Source organism: Stenotrophomonas sp. ZAC14D1_NAIMI4_1 (assembly GCF_003086775.1).
Classification (GTDB): Bacteria; Pseudomonadota; Gammaproteobacteria; order Xanthomonadales; family Xanthomonadaceae; genus Stenotrophomonas.
Genome location: NZ_CP026001.1, coordinates 3,543,305 through 3,559,749, shown reverse-complemented (window position 1 = coordinate 3,559,749; position 16,445 = coordinate 3,543,305). Strand labels below are relative to the sequence as shown.

General features: G+C 66.5%; 18 protein-coding genes and 1 tRNA gene. 17 read left to right on the top strand and 2 right to left on the bottom strand.

Going from position 1 to position 16,445, the window contains the following annotated elements:
- The first annotated feature begins 56 nt into the window (after positions 1 to 56).
- The 17 genes from C1927_RS16345 (at position 57) to C1927_RS16265 (ending at position 14,717) form a co-directional block, all read left to right on the top strand.
- A complete protein-coding gene (locus tag C1927_RS16345; protein WP_079222902.1) occupies positions 57 to 689 on the top strand; it encodes an alpha/beta fold hydrolase in 633 nt (210 codons plus the stop codon).
- 162 nt (positions 690 to 851) lie between these two features.
- The gene (locus C1927_RS16340) at positions 852 to 1,583 is read left to right on the top strand and encodes a YebC/PmpR family DNA-binding transcriptional regulator (RefSeq protein ID WP_079222901.1); all 732 of its coding nucleotides are present in this window, start codon (positions 852 to 854) and stop codon (positions 1,581 to 1,583) included.
- A 105-nt stretch (positions 1,584 to 1,688) separates the two neighbouring features.
- The gene (gene ruvC / locus C1927_RS16335) at positions 1,689 to 2,210 is read left to right on the top strand and encodes a crossover junction endodeoxyribonuclease RuvC (RefSeq protein ID WP_079222900.1); all 522 of its coding nucleotides are present in this window, start codon (positions 1,689 to 1,691) and stop codon (positions 2,208 to 2,210) included.
- 13 nt (positions 2,211 to 2,223) lie between these two features.
- On the top strand, positions 2,224 to 2,817 hold the full coding sequence (gene ruvA / locus C1927_RS16330) for a Holliday junction branch migration protein RuvA (RefSeq protein ID WP_006386266.1): 594 nt from the start codon (positions 2,224 to 2,226) through the stop codon (positions 2,815 to 2,817).
- A gap of 118 nt (positions 2,818 to 2,935) precedes the next feature.
- A complete protein-coding gene (locus C1927_RS16325) occupies positions 2,936 to 4,786 on the top strand; it encodes a potassium transporter Kup (RefSeq protein ID WP_174208693.1) in 1,851 nt (616 codons plus the stop codon).
- Positions 4,787 to 5,294: 508 nt separating this feature from the next.
- Positions 5,295 to 6,335: a Holliday junction branch migration DNA helicase RuvB gene (ruvB, locus tag C1927_RS16320; protein ID WP_079222898.1), complete on the top strand. Its 1,041-nt coding sequence runs from the start codon at positions 5,295 to 5,297 to the stop codon at positions 6,333 to 6,335.
- The gene (ybgC, locus tag C1927_RS16315; RefSeq protein ID WP_079222897.1) at positions 6,325 to 6,756 is read left to right on the top strand and encodes a tol-pal system-associated acyl-CoA thioesterase; all 432 of its coding nucleotides are present in this window, start codon (positions 6,325 to 6,327) and stop codon (positions 6,754 to 6,756) included. The genes ruvB and ybgC overlap by 11 nt, the downstream gene beginning before the upstream one ends.
- 10 nt (positions 6,757 to 6,766) lie before the next feature.
- Positions 6,767 to 7,546 (top strand): protein TolQ, encoded by a 780-nt coding sequence (tolQ, locus tag C1927_RS16310; protein WP_079222896.1) that lies wholly within the window; start codon positions 6,767 to 6,769, stop codon positions 7,544 to 7,546.
- A gap of 24 nt (positions 7,547 to 7,570) precedes the next feature.
- Complete coding sequence (gene tolR, locus C1927_RS16305) at positions 7,571 to 7,999, top strand: protein TolR (protein ID WP_079222895.1); 429 nt, start codon at positions 7,571 to 7,573, stop codon at positions 7,997 to 7,999.
- Positions 7,989 to 9,050 carry a cell envelope integrity protein TolA gene (gene tolA, locus C1927_RS16300; RefSeq protein ID WP_108747232.1) on the top strand — a complete coding sequence of 354 codons (1,062 nt, stop codon included), beginning with the start codon at positions 7,989 to 7,991 and terminating at the stop codon, positions 9,048 to 9,050. The genes tolR and tolA overlap by 11 nt, the downstream gene beginning before the upstream one ends.
- Before the next feature lie 179 nt (positions 9,051 to 9,229).
- Positions 9,230 to 10,549, top strand: coding sequence for a Tol-Pal system beta propeller repeat protein TolB (tolB, locus tag C1927_RS16295; protein ID WP_079222893.1), 1,320 nt, complete (start codon positions 9,230 to 9,232; stop codon positions 10,547 to 10,549).
- 63 nt (positions 10,550 to 10,612) lie between these two features.
- Positions 10,613 to 11,131, top strand: coding sequence for a peptidoglycan-associated lipoprotein Pal (gene pal / locus C1927_RS16290; protein WP_079222892.1), 519 nt, complete (start codon positions 10,613 to 10,615; stop codon positions 11,129 to 11,131).
- A gap of 3 nt (positions 11,132 to 11,134) precedes the next feature.
- On the top strand, positions 11,135 to 11,953 hold the full coding sequence (gene ybgF, locus C1927_RS16285; protein ID WP_079222891.1) for a tol-pal system protein YbgF: 819 nt from the start codon (positions 11,135 to 11,137) through the stop codon (positions 11,951 to 11,953).
- A gap of 110 nt (positions 11,954 to 12,063) precedes the next feature.
- Positions 12,064 to 12,765, top strand: coding sequence for a 7-carboxy-7-deazaguanine synthase QueE (queE, locus tag C1927_RS16280; protein ID WP_108747231.1), 702 nt, complete (start codon positions 12,064 to 12,066; stop codon positions 12,763 to 12,765).
- A gap of 78 nt (positions 12,766 to 12,843) precedes the next feature.
- Complete coding sequence (queC, locus tag C1927_RS16275; RefSeq protein WP_079222889.1) at positions 12,844 to 13,509, top strand: 7-cyano-7-deazaguanine synthase QueC; 666 nt, start codon at positions 12,844 to 12,846, stop codon at positions 13,507 to 13,509.
- A gap of 258 nt (positions 13,510 to 13,767) precedes the next feature.
- A tRNA-Lys gene (locus tag C1927_RS16270) sits at positions 13,768 to 13,843 on the top strand.
- A gap of 388 nt (positions 13,844 to 14,231) precedes the next feature.
- Positions 14,232 to 14,717 carry a surface-adhesin E family protein gene (locus tag C1927_RS16265; protein ID WP_108747230.1) on the top strand — a complete coding sequence of 162 codons (486 nt, stop codon included), beginning with the start codon at positions 14,232 to 14,234 and terminating at the stop codon, positions 14,715 to 14,717.
- 115 nt (positions 14,718 to 14,832) lie between these two features.
- Here the strand turns inward: C1927_RS16265 and C1927_RS16260 are convergent, their stop codons facing one another.
- Both C1927_RS16260 and C1927_RS16255 read right to left on the bottom strand, forming a co-directional pair.
- Entirely contained in the window at positions 14,833 to 15,150 is a 318-nt protein-coding gene (locus C1927_RS16260; RefSeq protein WP_108747229.1) for a hypothetical protein, read from the bottom strand.
- A gap of 78 nt (positions 15,151 to 15,228) precedes the next feature.
- Complete coding sequence (locus C1927_RS16255; RefSeq protein ID WP_108747228.1) at positions 15,229 to 15,597, bottom strand: hypothetical protein; 369 nt, start codon at positions 15,595 to 15,597, stop codon at positions 15,229 to 15,231.
- Positions 15,598 to 16,445: the final 848 nt, after the last annotated feature.

Sequence of the window (16,445 nt, the reverse complement as noted above, 5' to 3'; positions counted from 1 at the left end):
GTCGATTCTGTTCAATCACCGTACGTCCCGCCCCGCCGAACGCCAGGCTGCAACGCATGACTCCCCCCGTACTGCTTCTGCATGGCATCTGGAATGCCCGCGCCTGGGTCGGGCCATTGGCCTGGCGCCTGCGCGCGCGTGGTTTCCAGGTGCATGCCTTCGGTTACTCCTCGGTATTCGGTGGCCCCGATGTCGCCGTGCCGCAGCTGCTGGAGCGCCTGGCCGATGCCGGCCCGCTGTCGCTGGTCGGCCACAGCCTGGGCGGCCTGCTGGCGCTGGAGGCCCTGCGCCGCCAGCCGCAGCTGGATGTGCAGCGCGTGGTCTGCCTGGGCTCGCCGCTGCGTGGCAGTGGCACGGCGCGGTCGCTATCCGAGCACGGCTGGGGCCTGGCCCTGGGTCGCAGCAGCGAACTGCTGCTCGATGGCCTGCCGGACTGGCAGGGCAGGGCGAAGGTCGGCCTGATCGCCGGATCGGTGCCGCATGGCCTGGGCAGCCTGCTGGGCGCGCTGGATGACGTATCCGACGGCACCGTGGCCCTGGCCGAGACCCGCCTGCCGGGCCTGGCCGATCACTGCGTGGTGCGCACCAGCCACAGCGGCCTGGTGGTATCGCCTGATGCCGCACGGCAGACCGCGTACTTCCTGCGCCACGGCCAGTTTGACCACAGCCGCGACGCCGCCGCCGCGTAGGTTGGTGGGTGCGACCGGCCGGCATTGGTGGGTGCGAACCGTTGGTTCGCACGCTCTTCGCCGGGCCATGCCCGGCGGCATCTCCCCGCCCTAGACACGGTTGCGGCCGCCGATCAGGTAGAATCCGCGCCTTGATCCTGAAGCAGCCAGACGGTAACACCCATGGGAAGAGGTCCCTCGATCGAAAACCGCAAAAACGCGTCTGACGCGAAGCGCGGCAAGATTTTCACCAAGATCATCCGCGAGATCGGCGTTGCCGCGCGCGGCGGTGGAGGCGACCCCAACAACAACCCGCGCCTGCGTGTTGCCATGGACAAGGGCCTGAGCGTGAACATGTCCAAGGACGTGATCGAACGCGCCATCAAGAAGGCCACCGGTGAACTGGAAGGCGTCGATTACGAGGAAATCCGCTACGAGGGCTACGCCCCCGGCGGCGTGGCCGTCATCGTCGACTGCCTGACCGACAACCGCGTGCGCACCGTGGCCGATGTCCGCCACGCGTTCAGCAAGTGCGGCGGCAACATGGGCACCGAAGGCTCGGTCGCCTTCATGTTCAAGCGCCTGGGCGTGCTGCACTTCGCCGCCGGTGCCGATGAAGAAGCGATCACCGAAGCGGCCATCGAGGCCGGCGCCGACGACATCGTGGTCTACCCGGAAGACGGCGCGATCGACGTGGTCACCAGCCCGGAAGCGTTCAACGCGGTCAAGGATGCGATGGCTGCGGCCGGCCATGTCGCCGACCACGCCGAGATCACCTTCCGCGCCGACAACGACATCAAGGTCGAGGGCGATGTCGCCCTGCAGGTCAAGAAGCTGCTGGACATGCTGGAAGACCTGGACGACGTGCAGGACGTGTATTCCAACGCCGAACTCGGCGCCGACGCCTACGCCTGAGCCGTCCTCGACGGCCTGGGCGCGGGCCGTTGAACGGTCACCGCGGACAGTCATGAGCCCATTGCCCTGCCAGCGTTTCCCGTTCCACCCGGCCAGGAGTGCCACATGACCCGCATCCTCGGCATCGACCCCGGTTCCCAGCGGACCGGGGTCGGCATCATTGATGTCGACGCCGCCGGCAAGGTCAGCCACGTGCACCACCAGCCGCTGGTGCTGCTGGGCGCCGACGATTTCCCCCAGCGCATGAAGCTGCTGGTGCTGGGCCTGGCCGACCTGTGCCGGGAATACCAGCCGGACGAAGTGGCCATCGAAAAGGTCTTCATGGCTCGCAACCCCGATTCGGCGCTGAAGCTGGGCCAGGCCCGTGGCGCGGCGATCTCGGCGGTGGTGCTGCGCGACCTGCCGGTGCACGAATACGCCGCCAGCGAGATCAAGCTGGCCGTGGTCGGGCGCGGTGGCGCCGAAAAGCAACAGGTTCAACACATGGTCGGGCTCATGCTCAACCTGAAAACCAAGCTGCAGGCCGACGCGGCCGACGCGTTGGCCGTGGCGATCACCCATGCCCACGTAAGGGCGACGGCCAACCGCCTGGGGCTCAGTGCCCGCCAGGCCTGGGGCCGCAAATGAGGAGCTGCACGCAATGATCGGTCGACTGCGCGGCATCGTCGCCTACAAGGCACCGCCGTGGCTGGTGGTGGACGTGAACGGGGTGGGCTACGAACTGGAGGCGCCGATGAGCACCTTCTACGACCTGCCCGAACTCGGCCGCGAGGTCACCCTGTACACCCATTACTCGCAGAAGGAAGACAGCGTCTCGCTGTACGGCTTCCTGCGCGAGGGTGAGCGCCGCCTGTTCCGCGACGTGCAGAAGGTCAGTGGCATCGGCGCGAAGATCGCGCTGGCCGTGCTGTCCGGCGTCACCGTCGAAGAGTTCGCGCGCATGGTGCAGGCCGGCGACATCACCGCGCTGACCCGCATCCCCGGCATCGGCAAGAAGACCGCCGAGCGCATGGTGCTGGAGCTGCGCGACCGCGCTGCCCAGTTCGGTGCCGGCGGCGCATTGCCCACCGGCAGCGGCCCGGCCCCGGCCGATCCGCTGTCCGACGCCACCGTGGCCCTGCAGCAGCTGGGCTACAAGCCGGCCGAAGCGGCACGCATGGCCCGCGAAGCCTTCAATGAAGGCGACGAAGTGGCCACCGTCATCCGCAAGGCCCTGCAGTCGGCGCTGCGCTGAAGCGCGCCGCCTCCCACCCCACAACCGCCTGAGCTTCGCCAGGAGAGCCATGTCCAGCAGTCAAACCCCGCACGCAGCCGCCCCCGGCGGCCATGGTCACGCCCCCCCGGCCGGGGGAATGGCGCTGATCATCGGTGCGATCGGCGTGGTCTTCGGCGATATCGGCACCAGCCCGCTGTACACCCTGAAGGAGGCGTTCTCGCCGCACTACGGGCTCAACAGCGACCACGACACCGTGCTCGGCGTGCTGTCACTGGCGTTCTGGGCGCTCAACATCGTGGTCACGCTGAAGTACGTGACCATCATCATGCGCGCCGACAATGACGGCGAGGGCGGCATCATGGCGCTGATGGCGCTGACCCAGCGCACCCTGCGCAACGGGTCACGCTCGGCGTACGTGGTCGGCATCCTCGGCATCTTCGGTGCGTCGCTGTTCTTCGGCGACGGCGTGATCACCCCGGCCATTTCCGTGCTGGGCGCGGTGGAAGGCCTGGAGGTGGCCGCCCCGGGCCTGCATGCCTTCATCGTGCCCATCACCGTGGTCGTGCTGATGGCCGTGTTCGCGGTCCAGCGCTTCGGTACCGAACGGATCGGCAAGCTGTTCGGGCCGATCACCACGATCTGGTTCCTCTCGCTGGCCGCCATCGGCATCTACAACATCGTCGATTCGCCGGAAGTGCTGAAAGCCTTCAACCCGTGGTGGGCCATCCGCTTCTTCATGGAACATGGCTGGCACGGCATCTTCATCCTCGGCGCGGTGGTGCTGGCGGTGACCGGCGGTGAAGCGCTGTACGCCGACATGGGCCACTTCGGTGCCAAGCCGATCCGCCATGCCTGGTACTTCTTCGTGCTGCCGTGCCTGGTGCTGAACTACCTGGGGCAGGGCGCGCTGGTGCTCAACCACCCCGAGGCACTGAAGAACCCGTTCTTCGAAGCCGTGCCGGACTGGGCGCTGTACCCGATGATCATCCTGGCCACCATGGCCGCGGTGATCGCCTCGCAGTCGGTCATCACCGGCGCATTCTCGGTGTCCCGCCAGGCCATGCAGCTGGGCTACATCCCGCGCATGCGCATCAAGCACACCTCGCACGACACCATCGGCCAGATCTACATCCCCGGCATCAACTGGGGCATCGCCGTCATGGTCATCGGCCTGGTGCTGGCATTCCGCAGCTCGTCCAACCTGGCCGTGGCCTACGGCATCTCGGTGTCGGCCACCATGCTCATCGACACCCTGCTGCTGGCCCTGGTGGCCCGCTCGCTGTGGCCGAAGGCGCGCAACTGGATCCTGCCGCTGTGCGTGGTGTTCTTCATCATCGACCTGGGCTTCGTCATCGCCAACGGCGCCAAGCTGCTGCAGGGCGCGTGGTTCCCGGTGGTGCTGGGCATCTTCCTGTTCACCATGATGCGCACCTGGCGCCGTGGCCGCGAGCTGCTGCGCGATGAGATCCGCAAGGACGGCATCCGCATCGACACCTTCCTGCCGGGCCTGATGCTGGCGCCGCCGGTGCGCGTGCCGGGCACCGCAGTGTTCCTCACCGCCGACCCGACCGTGGCCCCGCATGCGCTGATGCACAACCTCAAGCACAACAAGGTGCTGCACGAGCGCAACGTGTTCCTGCACGTGGAAACCCTGCCCATCCCCTATGCGATGGAAGGGCAGCGGTTGAAGATCGAATCGGTGGGCGACGAGTTCTACCGGGTCTACGTGCGCTTCGGCTTCATGGAAACCCCGGACGTGCCGCTGGCGCTGATGCGCTCGTGCGACCACGGCGGCATCTACTTCGACCCGATGGACACCACGTTCTTCGCCAGCCGCGAGACCATCGTCGCCACCGCCAACCGCGGCATGCCGATCTGGCGCGACAAGCTGTTCGCGCTGATGCACAGGAACGCGGCACCGGCCACCGGCTTCTTCCGCATCCCGGGCAACCGCCTGGTCGAACTGGGTGCTCAAGTGGAGATCTGACGCGTCAGATCTCCACTTGAGCTTCGTCCCACGGTTTGCGGTGCAAACCGTGGGCCCCGCGCGCATTCCACCTTATCCCCCCGCCTGTCGGCGCCCCCCTTGAACAACAAGGGGGCTCCACTTGCGGAGGTGCCGCGCGCCTGAAGCTGAGCCCACTCTCCTGCTTTGTTTCATCCACGCATGGCGTGGATCTACCGTGTCGACGAAGGTCGACACCTATTAGATCCGACCCCGTGCCGACCAACGGTCGGCACCCACCATCAGCAGCAGGTTCCGGCAGACCGCAGCAAAGTGTCGAAGGCGGGGTGGGTCCGGTTGAGGGGGTGTGAGCGGCATGGATGCCGCGACCAAGCCCCCATGGATGGATTTACGGCGTCCCCCTCAACCGGACCCACCCCGCCATCCCACGGCATGCCCGCTTCTGCTTCGGCCTTTGACGTTGCTCTGGCCTCTGCGGGTGCCGGGCGCAGCCCGGCCGAAACCCGCACTTTTGCCGCATAATCACGGCATGACCGACGATCGCATCATCGGCGCCGGCGCCACCCGCGAGGATGACGCCGCCGACGCCAGCATCCGACCCAAGCGACTGGCCGATTACCTCGGCCAGGCGCCGGTGCGCGAGCAGATGGAAATCTACATCCAGGCCGCCAAGGCCCGTGGCGACGCGCTCGACCACGTGCTGATCTTCGGCCCGCCCGGCCTGGGCAAGACCACCCTCAGCCATGTCATCGCCAACGAACTGGGCGTGGCGCTGCGGGTGACCTCCGGCCCGGTGATCGAGAAAGCCGGCGACCTCGCCGCGCTGCTGACCAACCTGCAGCCGCACGATGTGCTCTTCATCGACGAGATCCACCGCCTGTCGCCGGTCGTCGAGGAAGTGCTGTACCCGGCGATGGAAGACTTCCAGATCGACATCATGATCGGCGAGGGCCCCGCGGCCCGCTCGATCAAGATCGACCTGCCGCCGTTCACCCTGATCGGCGCCACCACCCGCGCCGGCCTGTTGACCGCGCCGCTGCGCGACCGCTTCGGCATCGTCCAGCGCCTGGAGTTCTACAGCGTCGAGGAACTGACCCGCATCGTGCGCCGTTCGGCGGCCATCCTGGCCATCGACTGCACCGCCGACGGGGCAGGGGAGATCGCCCGCCGCGCGCGCGGTACCCCGCGTATCGCCAACCGCCTGCTGCGCCGCGTGCGCGATTACGCCCAGGTCAAGGCCGGCGGCCATATCGACGAAGCCGTCGCCCAGGCCGCCATGAAGATGCTCAAGGTCGACCCGGAAGGCTTCGACGAGCTTGACCGGCGCCTGCTGAAGACCATGGTCGACTACTTCGACGGTGGCCCGGTGGGCATCGAATCGCTCGCTGCGGCCCTGTCCGAGGAGCGCGGCACGCTGGAAGACGTGGTTGAACCCTACCTGATCCAGCAGGGCTTCCTGGTGCGCACCGCGCGCGGCCGCATGGCCACCCACAAGGCCTACCGGCACATGGGCCTGAAGCCCAAGAACCCGCCGCAGGACCTGTTTGCGGAGGTTCCCGATGTCGGTTGAGCCCCGATTCAGTTGGCCGACACGCATTTACTGGGAAGATACGGACGCTGGCGGGGTGGTCTACCACGCCCGCTACGTGGCCTTCATGGAACGGGCCCGGACCGAATGGATGCGCGCGCTGGGCTACGGCCAGGAGCGCATGCGCAGCGAGCACGGCATGGTGTTCGCGGTGCGTTCGATGCAGATGGACTTCATCAAGCCGGCCCGGCTGGATGACGCCCTGCAGGTGAGCGCCACCCTGGTCCAGCTGAAGAAGGCCAGCATGGTCTTCGACCAGCGGGTCGAGCGCGACGGCGAACTGCTGCTGTCGGCCCAGGTCCGCATCGCCGCACTGGACGCGGCCAGTTTCCGCCCGCGTGGCATGGACGAACCCGTCCTTGCCGCGCTGCAACCCTACCTCCACCCCGAATCCGAACTTTGAGGAACAACGGATGATCGCAACGCTCCTGGCCCTGCAGGCCACGGTCACCGAGGCACTGCCGGCCGATGTCAGCAATGCCGCGACCCAGACCCTTGCCCAGGCCACCACCGGCGGCGGCATCAACTACCTCGAACTGATGGCCAAGGCCAGCCTGCCGGTGAAGATCATCGTGCTGCTGCTGCTGGTCGGCTCGTTCGTCAGCTGGGTGATCATTTTCCGCAAGGCCCGCGTCTTCAAGCAGGCCACCCGTGAAGCGGACGAGTTCGAGAACCGCTTCTGGTCCGGCGCCGACCTGGGCAAGCTGTACAGCTCGGCCACCGACCGCAGCCGCAATGTCGGCGGCCTGGAAGCCATCTTCGAAGCCGGCTTCCGCGAATACAGCCGCCTGCGCGACAAGCGCCGCCTGGATGGCCGCGCGCAGCTGGAAGGTGCCCAGCGCGCCATGCGCACCACCTACACCCGCGAAGTGGACCAGCTCGAGCGCAACCTCGAACTGCTGGCCAACATCGGCTCCACCGCCCCGTACGTGGGCCTGGTCGGCACCGTGTTCGGCATCATGGTCACCATGCACGACATGATCAGCAGCGGTGCCCAGGCCGGTATCGCCGCCGTCGCGCCGGGCATTTCCGAAGCACTGTTCGCTACCGCCATCGGCCTGTTCGTGGCCATCCCGGCGGTGTGGGCCTACAACCGCTTCACCACCCGCGTGGAGCGCATGTCGGTGCGGTTCGAGACCTTCGCCGAAGAGTTCAGCTCGATCCTGCAGCGCCAGAGCGCTGGCGACGAGTAAGCGACTGACCCGGGAGTCCAAGCCATGTCCGCTGCCATCGGTCGCCGCAAGCGCCGCAAGCTGAAATCGGAAATCAACGTCGTTCCCTACATCGACGTCATGCTGGTGCTGTTGATCATCTTCATGGTCACCGCGCCGCTGCTTACCCTGAGCTTCGATGTCGACCTGCCGCAGTCCAACGCCAAGGCGCTGGAAAGCAAACAGGACCCGGTGATCGTCTCTGTGCGCGAGGACGGCCAGCTGAGCCTGAAGCTGCCCGACGCCAAGGAGCCGGTCGCGGTCAGCGCCGAGGAACTGGAAGGCCGCCTGGCCGGCATCGCCGCACAGGACAAGGGCGTGCGCGTGATCGTCGCCGCCGACCGTGCCGTGGCCTATGAAAAGGTCATCGCGGCGATGGATGTCATCAAGCGCGCCAAAGTCGACAAGGTAGGCCTGGCCACCGATGCACGCTGACACCCTGCCACCGCCGCACAAGCAGGAACCGGGCTGGGGCCTGCCCCTGGGCCTGGCCGTGCTGGTGCACCTGCTGGTCGCGCTGGTCTTCATCGTGGCCTGGCTGTGGTCGCCGGAACGCAACACCGAAGCCGCCGCCGGCGATCCGTCGGTCGAGGCCAGCCTGGCGCTGTCCTCCGCCGAGGCCGCCGCCGCGCGCCAGGCCCTGCGCCAGTCGGAAAAGCTCGAAGACCTGCCGCAGCCGGTGCCCGAGCCGGTGCCGGTCGCCGTGCCCGAAGACACCATCCCGCCGCCGCAGCCGATCGAGGCGCCGCGCCCGCAGGACGCGCCCACGCCACAGCAGCAACAGGCGCAGGAGCGCGTGGCCCAGCCGGACACCAAGGACCAGGACGCCGCCAACGCCCTGGCCATCTCGCAGGAGAAGGCCAAGCAGGAGCAGGAAGCCAAGCGCCGCCAGGAACAGATCGACCTGACCGAACGCAAGCGCCAGGAAGAAGCCGAGCAGAAGGCACGCCTGGCCAAGCAGCAGGAAGAAGACGCCAGGAAGAAGATCGCCGACCAGCAGAAGGTGGCGGCCGACAAGGCCGAGGCCGAGCGGCAGAAGAAGATCGCCGACATCCGCGCCAAGCGCGAGCAGGCTGAAAAGGAAGCCAAGCTGGCCGAGCAGAAGCTGCGCCAGGTGGCCGCCGCCCGCAACGCCGCAGGCGCAGCCCCGGCCGGCAGCACCAGTGCCGCGCAGCCGGCCGCCGGTGGTGGCGGCACCAGTGACGATCTTTCGGCCAAGTACGCTGCCGCCATCCAGGCCAAGGTGCTGGCATCGTGGAGCCGTCCGGACAGCGTGCCGCTGGGCCAGAAGTGCCAGATCACCATCAACCAGCTGCCCGGTGGCACGGTGCGCAGCGCGACGGTCAGCGGTAGCTGCCCCTACGACGAGGCTGGCAAGCGCTCGATCGAAGCGGCCGTGCTGAACGCCCAGCCGTTGCCGTACCGGGGGTTCGAGTCGGTCTTCGCCCGCACCATCAACTTCACCTTTACCGCCCAGGATCGCTGAGGCCGGTATCCGGGTGGCCCCGGTGGGCTGCCCGGCTGACGTTCGCCATGAAGTTAACGGGGCGTGAGAGGCGGGGCGCGTACTGACCCGGAATTCACGTACCCTTGGTTCATGATTGCGAAGCGGTTCACCCCCGTTTTGTTATCCATCTGTCCGGTTTCCCCTTTATTGAGCGCTCCATGAAGAAGATGCCTCGCTGGCTTGCCGTGTTTGCGGCCCTCTTGCTGCCTTTCGCTGCCTTCGCGCAGCAGAAGGGGCTGGATATCGACATCATCGGCGGCAATGCCTCCGCACTGCCGATCACCGTCGTGCCCATGCCCTACCAGGGTTCGGCCGGCGCCCCGCAGACCGATGTGGCCGGCGTCGTCCGCGCCGACCTGGAGCGTTCGGGCCAGTTCCGCACGCTGCCCGAAGCACAGATCGTGGAAAAGCCGACCCGTGGCGGCGAGATCCAGTTCCCGACCTGGCGCGCGCTGAAGCAGAACTACATCGTGGTCGGCCGTGTCATGGACGCCGGTGCCGGCGCCTACCGCGTCGAGTACGAACTGTTCGACGTGCCCAAGGGCGAGCGCCTGCTGGGCCTGGCCATGACCGCGCGCGGCAACGCCATGCGTGATGTGGCCCACCAGATGGCCGACGCCATCTACGAGAAGATCACCGGCGTGCGCGGTGCCTTCTGGACCCGCATCGCCTACGTCACCGCCAGCGGCAAGGGCGATGCCATGCGCTATGCGCTGATGGTCGCCGATTCGGATGGCTACAACCCGCAGACCATCGTCCGCTCGGCCGAGCCGCTGCTGTCGCCGTCGTGGAGCCCGGATGGCGGCAAGCTGGCCTACGTCAGCTTCGAGCGTGGCAACTCGGCCATCTACATCCAGAACATCTCCACCGGCGCCCGTGAGCTGGTCACCAGCTTCCGCGGCATCAACAGCGCCCCGGCCTTCTCGCCGGACGGCCGCAAGCTGGCCCTGACCCTCTCGCGTTCGGGCAACCCGGAAATCTACGTGATGGACCTGGGCAGCAAGCAGCTGACCCAGCTGACCAACCACTTCGCCATCGATACCGAGCCGACCTGGGCCCCGGACGGCAGCGCGGTGTACTTCACCTCCGACCGCGGCGGCCGTCCGCAGGTCTACAAGGTGGGCGCCGGCGGCGGCAGTGCCGAGCGCGTGACCTTCCAGGGCAACTACAACGCCAAGCCCTCGGTGTCCTACGACGGCAAGAAGATCGCCGTGGCACAGGGCTCGGGCAACAGCTACAAGATCGCGGTGATGGACAGCTCGCTGGGCTCCGCGCGCTGGAACACGCTGTCGGTGGGCTCGCTGGACGAGTCGCCGAGTTTCGCCCCGAACGCGAGCATGGTGCTGTACGCCGCGCGCGAAGGTGGCCGTGGCGTGCTGTATGCCGTCTCGGCGGATGGGCGTGTCCGCCAGCGCCTGGTGCTGGCCGATGGTGATGTGCGCGAACCGGCATGGTCGCCATACCGTACCCAGCGCTAAAAGAGTGTTAATATTTTCGCTGTATTGACCCCTCATCGGCCTAGGAGCCACAAAGGTATTGCCATGAACAAGTCCACCCGCGTTCTGCTTGTTTCCCTGCTGTCTGTGGCCGTCCTGGCCGGTTGCTCGAAGAAGGTGAAGGAAGAGCCGGCAGCCCCGGTTGACACCGGCACCTCGACCACCGCCCCGACCGGTCCGTCCACCTCCGGCCTGTACGGCCCGGGCGACCTGGACACCGACGCCTGCCTGCGTCAGCGCGTTGTCTACTTCGATCTGGACAAGGAAGACGTGAAGCCGGAATTCCAGGCGATCATGGCTTGCCATGCCAAGTACCTGCGTGACCGTCCGTCCTCGCGCATCACCCTGCAGGGCCACACCGACGAGCGCGGTTCGCGCGCGTACAACCAGGCCCTGGGCGAGCGTCGTGGCAACGGCGTCAACTCGGCCCTGCAGGCCAACGGTGGCTCGGCTTCGCAGCTGACCGTCGTGTCCTACGGTGAAGAGCGTCCGGTCTGCACCGAGTCGAACGAGTCCTGCTGGTCGCAGAACCGTCGCGTCGAAATCGTCTACACCGCGCAGTAATCCATGCGCATTGGCATCAAACTGATGCTGGTCGTTGCGGCAGCCCTCGTGGCTGCCGCACCGGCGCACGCACAGCGGCAGAGCCTGGCCGACCGTGTCGGTTCCCTCGAGCAGCAGATGTACAACAACAGTGCCAACCAGGACCTGTTGAACCAGATCAACCAGCTGCGCCAGCAGGTCACCAGCCTGCAGTCGACCCTCGAGCAGATCCAGCACGAAAACGCCCAGCTCAAGCAGTCCTCCCAGGACCAGTACCTGGATCTGGACGGCCGCCTGAACCGGTTGGAAGGGGGCAATGCAGCGCCCGCCCTGCCGCCCGTTCCGGCAACCCCGTCGAAGGCCCCCGCGGCCCCGGCGCAGCCCACTGCAGCGGCCACTTCCGAGCGGCCGCCTTCCGTGCATGGCGACCCGGGCAGCCTGGCGGCCACCGGTGACGAACGCACCTCGTACAACGTCGCCTTCGATGCGCTGAAGGCCGGCAAGTACGATGATTCGGCGCAGCTGTTCCTGAGCTTCCTGGAGCTGTACCCGAACGGCGTCTACACCCCCAACGCGCTGTACTGGCTGGGTGAGAGCTACTACGCCACCCGCAATTTCCCGATGGCCGAGACCCAGTTCCGCGAACTGCTCTCGCGTTATCCCACCCACGACAAGGCCCCCGGCGGCCTGCTCAAGGTTGGCCTCTCGCTGTATGGCGAAGGCAAGGTCGACCAGGCCCAGCAGACCCTGGAAACCGTCGTGGCGCAGTACCCGGGCTCGGACGCCGCGCGCACCGCGCAGGACCGCCTGCAGTCCATCCGCCTGGGTCGGCAGATCCGCTGATCCGCTGACCGGGCGTACAATGGGTGCCCTGTAGAGCCGAGCCCATGCTCGGCTGCTTTCGTTTCCGGCGACGACAAATCGGTCGCCCGTCCCCTGAAGAATTGTTTGCCATGACCGCCGTTACCCCGTCCAACGCCGTCGCTACCCCCAGCGAGATCGTGCAGTCGCCGCTGCCCCGGCTGAAGATCACCGAGATCTTCACCTCGCTGCAGGGCGAAGCCGATACCGCCGGCTGGCCGACCGTGTTCGTGCGCCTGACCGGCTGCCCGCTGCGCTGCAACTACTGCGACACGGCCTACGCCTTCCACGGCGGCACCTGGTGGGATATCGACGACATCGTGGCCGAGGTGCTGGCCCAGGGCGTGCGCCATGTCTGCGTGACCGGCGGCGAGCCGCTGGCGCAGAAGCGCTGCCTGGTGCTGCTGCAGACGCTGTGCGATGCCGGCATGGACGTCTCGCTGGAAACCTCCGGCGCGCTGGACGTCAGCGCGGTCGACCCGCGCGTGTCCCGCGTGGTCGACATCAAGACCCCGGGGTCGGCCGAAGCCGCGCGCAACCGCCTGGAAAACCTGCCGCTGCTGACCGCCCGCGACCAGATCAAGTTTGTCATCTGCAGCCGCGAGGATTACGACTGGGCCAAGGGCATGCTTGCTGAGCACGACCTGGTGAAGCGCTGCACCGTGTTCTTCTCGCCCAGCAAGGGCGAGATCACCGCGCGCCAGCTGGCTGACTGGATCGTCGAAGACCGGCTGCCGGTGCGGTTCCAGATGCAGCTGCACAAGATTCTGTGGAACGACGAGCCGGGCCGATGAGCCTGGGCGTGGTGCCCTGATGTAGTTCCGGCGCGGGACAGCGTGCTGGCTTTCCCCTCCCAACCGGATGTTTTACCCATGAAGAAGGCAGTCGTGCTTCTCTCCGGCGGCATGGATTCAGCCGCCGTCATCGCCATGGCCCAGGAACAGGGCTTTGCCGTGCATGCCCTGAGCGTGCGCTATGGCCAGCGCCACACCTCCGAGCTGGACGCCGCCGTGCGCGTGGCCAAGGCCCAGGGCGTCATCGCCCACAAGACCGTGGACGTGGACCTGCGCAGCATCGGCGGCTCGGCCCTGACCGATGACATCGACGTGCCCGAAGCGGGCGGCGAGGGCATCCCGGTCACCTACGTGCCGGCGCGCAACACCATCATGCTGTCGCTGGCCCTGGGCTGGGCCGAAGTGCTGGGTGCCAACGACATCTTCTGCGGCGTCAACGCCGTGGACTATTCGGGCTACCCGGATTGCCGCCCCGAGTTCATCGCCGCCTTCCAGGCGCTGGCCAACCTGGCCACCAAGTCGGGCGTGGAAGGGGCGGGCATCACCGTGCACGCACCGCTGCAGTTCCTCAGCAAGGCGCAGATCGTCACTGAAGGCGTGCGCCTGGGCGTGGATTTCGGCCTGACCGTGTCCTGCTACAACGCCGACGCCAATGGCGCCGCCTGCGGCCATTGCGATGCCTGCCGCCTGCGCGCGCAGGGCTTCACGGACGCCGGCGTAGCCGACCCGACGCTGTACGCGTAACCGCCCCCCGGTGGGTGCGAACCGGCTCTCGGTGGGTGCGAACCGTTGGTTCGCACGCCCTCCGCCGGGCATGGCCCGGCGCTACCGGTGTGCTGTGGTAGGTGCGAACCGTTGGTTCGCACGCCCTCCGCCGGGCATGGCCCGGCGCTACCGGTGTGCTGTGGTAGGTGCGAACCGTTGGTTCGCACGCTTTTGCCTTCCCACCCAGCCATCAAAGTAGGTTAAAATGCCGACCCCGCCGAAAGGCAGGGCATGCACGGGCCGTTAGCTCAGTCGGTAGAGCAGAAGACTTTTAATCTTTTGGTCGATGGTTCGAATCCATCACGGCCCACCAATGCATTCAAAGAAAAGACGCCCTTGGGCGTCTTTTTTTTGCTCCGCAAACGCCCTTCTGGGTCGCCCGGCTGCTCATGCCACACGCTCAGTGCTGGGCTTGGCCAAGGATGACCCAGCAGCCAGCAACAAGGTGCCGAGCAGGCAGGCGCGATTGAGCACGGAGAGAGCCTCGTGAGGGTGTCGGTTGGTCGCGCTCTGAATCACATCCGTCGAGCGGCGCAAAGAAGCGTAGCCCGGATGCCATGAGGCGCTGATCTGCTATTGCGCAGATTGATCAATCCGCGCCGCGAAGTCGAAAGGCAGGCTATTCAGGCGAGAGTGGAAATCGCGGCTCGGTCGAACGGCATACTTGCGCCCCCCATGTCGTAGCAAGGAGCAGTAATTACATGACGTTTGTTGAATTGAAGCGCGTTGGCGCCATGCTTGTTGCCACGGTGGCTCTGGGTATTACGTCGGTCCAGGCAGCCGAAAAATCGGGCGCAACGCAGGGGAATGTGGCGACGCCGGCATCAGCAAGAGCAGACGGAGTCAATCCACCAGAACGCTGGTACTACCTGGGCAGCAGTGCGTCATCCAAGACCTATATCGACAGGCAGCAGAAGCTGCGGCGTGAGGGTGACACCGTCACGCTGTCGATCCGCCAGGTGCTTGATACCGTACCCGACGATCTCAAGGTTCACCCCCGGACCCGATACATGGATGTCCGATCGCGCTATGACTGCAAGAAGCACACCGTGGCGCATCTCTCGAGTCTGGAACTCAGCGCAGACAACGAGTATCTCGGGGGCGAACCCAGGCCGCTCGATCCTGTGCCGGTGCATGCGGGCACACTGAATGCCGCGGTGATGGACGTCGCCTGCTCGGCGGGTTGAGCCCGCGCCAGGCTTCAGCGTTGCGCGGCAATCGGCTGCGCAACACCGCTTGATGATGTTGTCCGTGCGTCAGCGCGGACCCATCCGGCCTGATTGACCACCGATGCAACGTGGCCTACTTCGGGTCGGCACCCTTGGTTTGCGCCGCACTGCGATCTGCCGCCGCCTGCGCGGCAGCCGCCGCCGCATTGGCAGACCGCGCCGCCGCAGCATGATCCGCATCGAACTGTGCCTGTCGCTGGGAACTGTGTCGGCGCTCAAGCTCAATCGCGTCGGCGTAACTGGCTGGGTACTTCGCGGCACACGCATGCTGCACCAGCAGCACGGCACGGTCACTCAGGCCGGGCTGGATGTTGGCCAGCACGCAATCGGCGTACGGCGAGGATGAGGCCGGGCCCGCGGCCAGTGCGGCGATGATCAGTGCATTCAACATGCGAACCTCCTTGTAATTGACGACTTGACTGTACATCGGTCCGGCCCACGCAGGGGCCGGCGTGCGATGGCGATGCGGCTACTGCGGCCGGATATCCCGGCACACCAGTTCGGCCAGGCCGCGGCAGGCCAGCAACATGCCGTCCACCACGCCCTCATCCAGGTGCCGATCAGGCGTTGCCAGCACGCGGCAACGTTCGGCGGCGTGCAGCATTTCCGCCACGGTGAGCATGCCGACGGCGGCGCGCTCGACACGCGCGAGATCCTGCGCGCGGCCGGGCAGCAGCTTCGGTTCCGGCCAGCACAGGCCATCGGCGGCGTCTCCATCGCGGATGCGTTTGAGGCATCCCAAGAAGCTGCTCAGGTCGGGGGCAGGATTGCCGTCATTGGCGGCCTCGTTGACGACGGTGTGGATGGAGCGGGACGCTTGGGGCGGACGCGGGTTCATCTCGTTTTCCTCGGCACTAGGGCGGAAACGCCACCGCGCGGATGCGGGTGGCGGACGGTACGTGGCTGCAAGCCCGGAAGACAAATCGCAATTTACCGGCGGGTCCAAAGACCCCCACGCACCGCCCGCCATAAAGGCCGACGGATCACCCGCCGGCACGGTCCGGAGACAGTGCCGACGGGTGAGCGCAAACAACATGCGATTTGTCTCCCCGGGCTTGCAGGCCCGGTGCCACCCGTTGTCGGTGGCGCAGCATGTTGGTTACGCCCGCGCCTGGATTTCAATCGGAGTTTTCTGAAACTCCGCCGAGTGCAGGTGCTTACAATTATTGTCGCAGGCGCGTTTGGCGCAGCAAACGACAGGACGCGACGCATCTACTGGAACGCGTGGCGGATCGCGCTGAGAAATGGCGTAAATCGCAGTGTGCGGGCCATTCGGTGTGAAGCTGCTCGTGTATGGCTGGCTTCAATATTTCTTTCGAAGGCGGTCGGGCGAGCGCGTCTGGCGGCTGATTTTCAGTGCAGATGCGACAGAGGTGCGGCGATTGTTGCTGCGCCAACGGCAGCCGAGCGTGGGCTCGGCTCTACCGGGGGATGTCGCGTGGCAGGTCATCCACGCATGGCGTGGATCTACTTGCGTCGGTCACGTCATCCACGCATGGCGTGGATCTACTTGCGTCGGTTGAGAACAATCGCTGCGATCACGCCGGCGATGCCGAGCGGGATCAGGATGACCGCCAGAAGGATGAGCCAATGCCAGATGCTGAATCCACCCATGTTCCAACTCCTTGTAGGAAACGATGCAGGGTAGCATCGCACAGCGCCATCGCTGCCAAGAGCGCGTTATGC

Excerpts from the sequence above, each read along its gene's own strand:
- C1927_RS16345 (WP_079222902.1), top strand. The coding sequence starts at position 57 with ATGACTCCCCCCGTACTGCTTCTGCATGGCATCTGGAATGCCCGCGCC.
- C1927_RS16340 (WP_079222901.1), top strand. The coding sequence starts at position 852 with ATGGGAAGAGGTCCCTCGATCGAAAACCGCAAAAACGCGTCTGACGCG.
- ruvC (WP_079222900.1), top strand. The coding sequence starts at position 1,689 with ATGACCCGCATCCTCGGCATCGACCCCGGTTCCCAGCGGACCGGGGTC.
- ruvA (WP_006386266.1), top strand. The coding sequence starts at position 2,224 with ATGATCGGTCGACTGCGCGGCATCGTCGCCTACAAGGCACCGCCGTGG.
- C1927_RS16325 (WP_174208693.1), top strand. The coding sequence starts at position 2,936 with ATGGCGCTGATCATCGGTGCGATCGGCGTGGTCTTCGGCGATATCGGC.
- ruvB (WP_079222898.1), top strand. The coding sequence starts at position 5,295 with ATGACCGACGATCGCATCATCGGCGCCGGCGCCACCCGCGAGGATGAC.
- ybgC (WP_079222897.1), top strand. The coding sequence starts at position 6,325 with ATGTCGGTTGAGCCCCGATTCAGTTGGCCGACACGCATTTACTGGGAA.
- tolQ (WP_079222896.1), top strand. The coding sequence starts at position 6,767 with ATGATCGCAACGCTCCTGGCCCTGCAGGCCACGGTCACCGAGGCACTG.
- tolR (WP_079222895.1), top strand. The coding sequence starts at position 7,571 with ATGTCCGCTGCCATCGGTCGCCGCAAGCGCCGCAAGCTGAAATCGGAA.
- tolA (WP_108747232.1), top strand. The coding sequence starts at position 7,989 with ATGCACGCTGACACCCTGCCACCGCCGCACAAGCAGGAACCGGGCTGG.
- tolB (WP_079222893.1), top strand. The coding sequence starts at position 9,230 with ATGAAGAAGATGCCTCGCTGGCTTGCCGTGTTTGCGGCCCTCTTGCTG.
- pal (WP_079222892.1), top strand. The coding sequence starts at position 10,613 with ATGAACAAGTCCACCCGCGTTCTGCTTGTTTCCCTGCTGTCTGTGGCC.
- ybgF (WP_079222891.1), top strand. The coding sequence starts at position 11,135 with ATGCGCATTGGCATCAAACTGATGCTGGTCGTTGCGGCAGCCCTCGTG.
- queE (WP_108747231.1), top strand. The coding sequence starts at position 12,064 with ATGACCGCCGTTACCCCGTCCAACGCCGTCGCTACCCCCAGCGAGATC.
- queC (WP_079222889.1), top strand. The coding sequence starts at position 12,844 with ATGAAGAAGGCAGTCGTGCTTCTCTCCGGCGGCATGGATTCAGCCGCC.
- C1927_RS16265 (WP_108747230.1), top strand. The coding sequence starts at position 14,232 with ATGACGTTTGTTGAATTGAAGCGCGTTGGCGCCATGCTTGTTGCCACG.
- C1927_RS16260 (WP_108747229.1), bottom strand. The coding sequence starts at position 15,150 with ATGTTGAATGCACTGATCATCGCCGCACTGGCCGCGGGCCCGGCCTCA.
- C1927_RS16255 (WP_108747228.1), bottom strand. The coding sequence starts at position 15,597 with ATGAACCCGCGTCCGCCCCAAGCGTCCCGCTCCATCCACACCGTCGTC.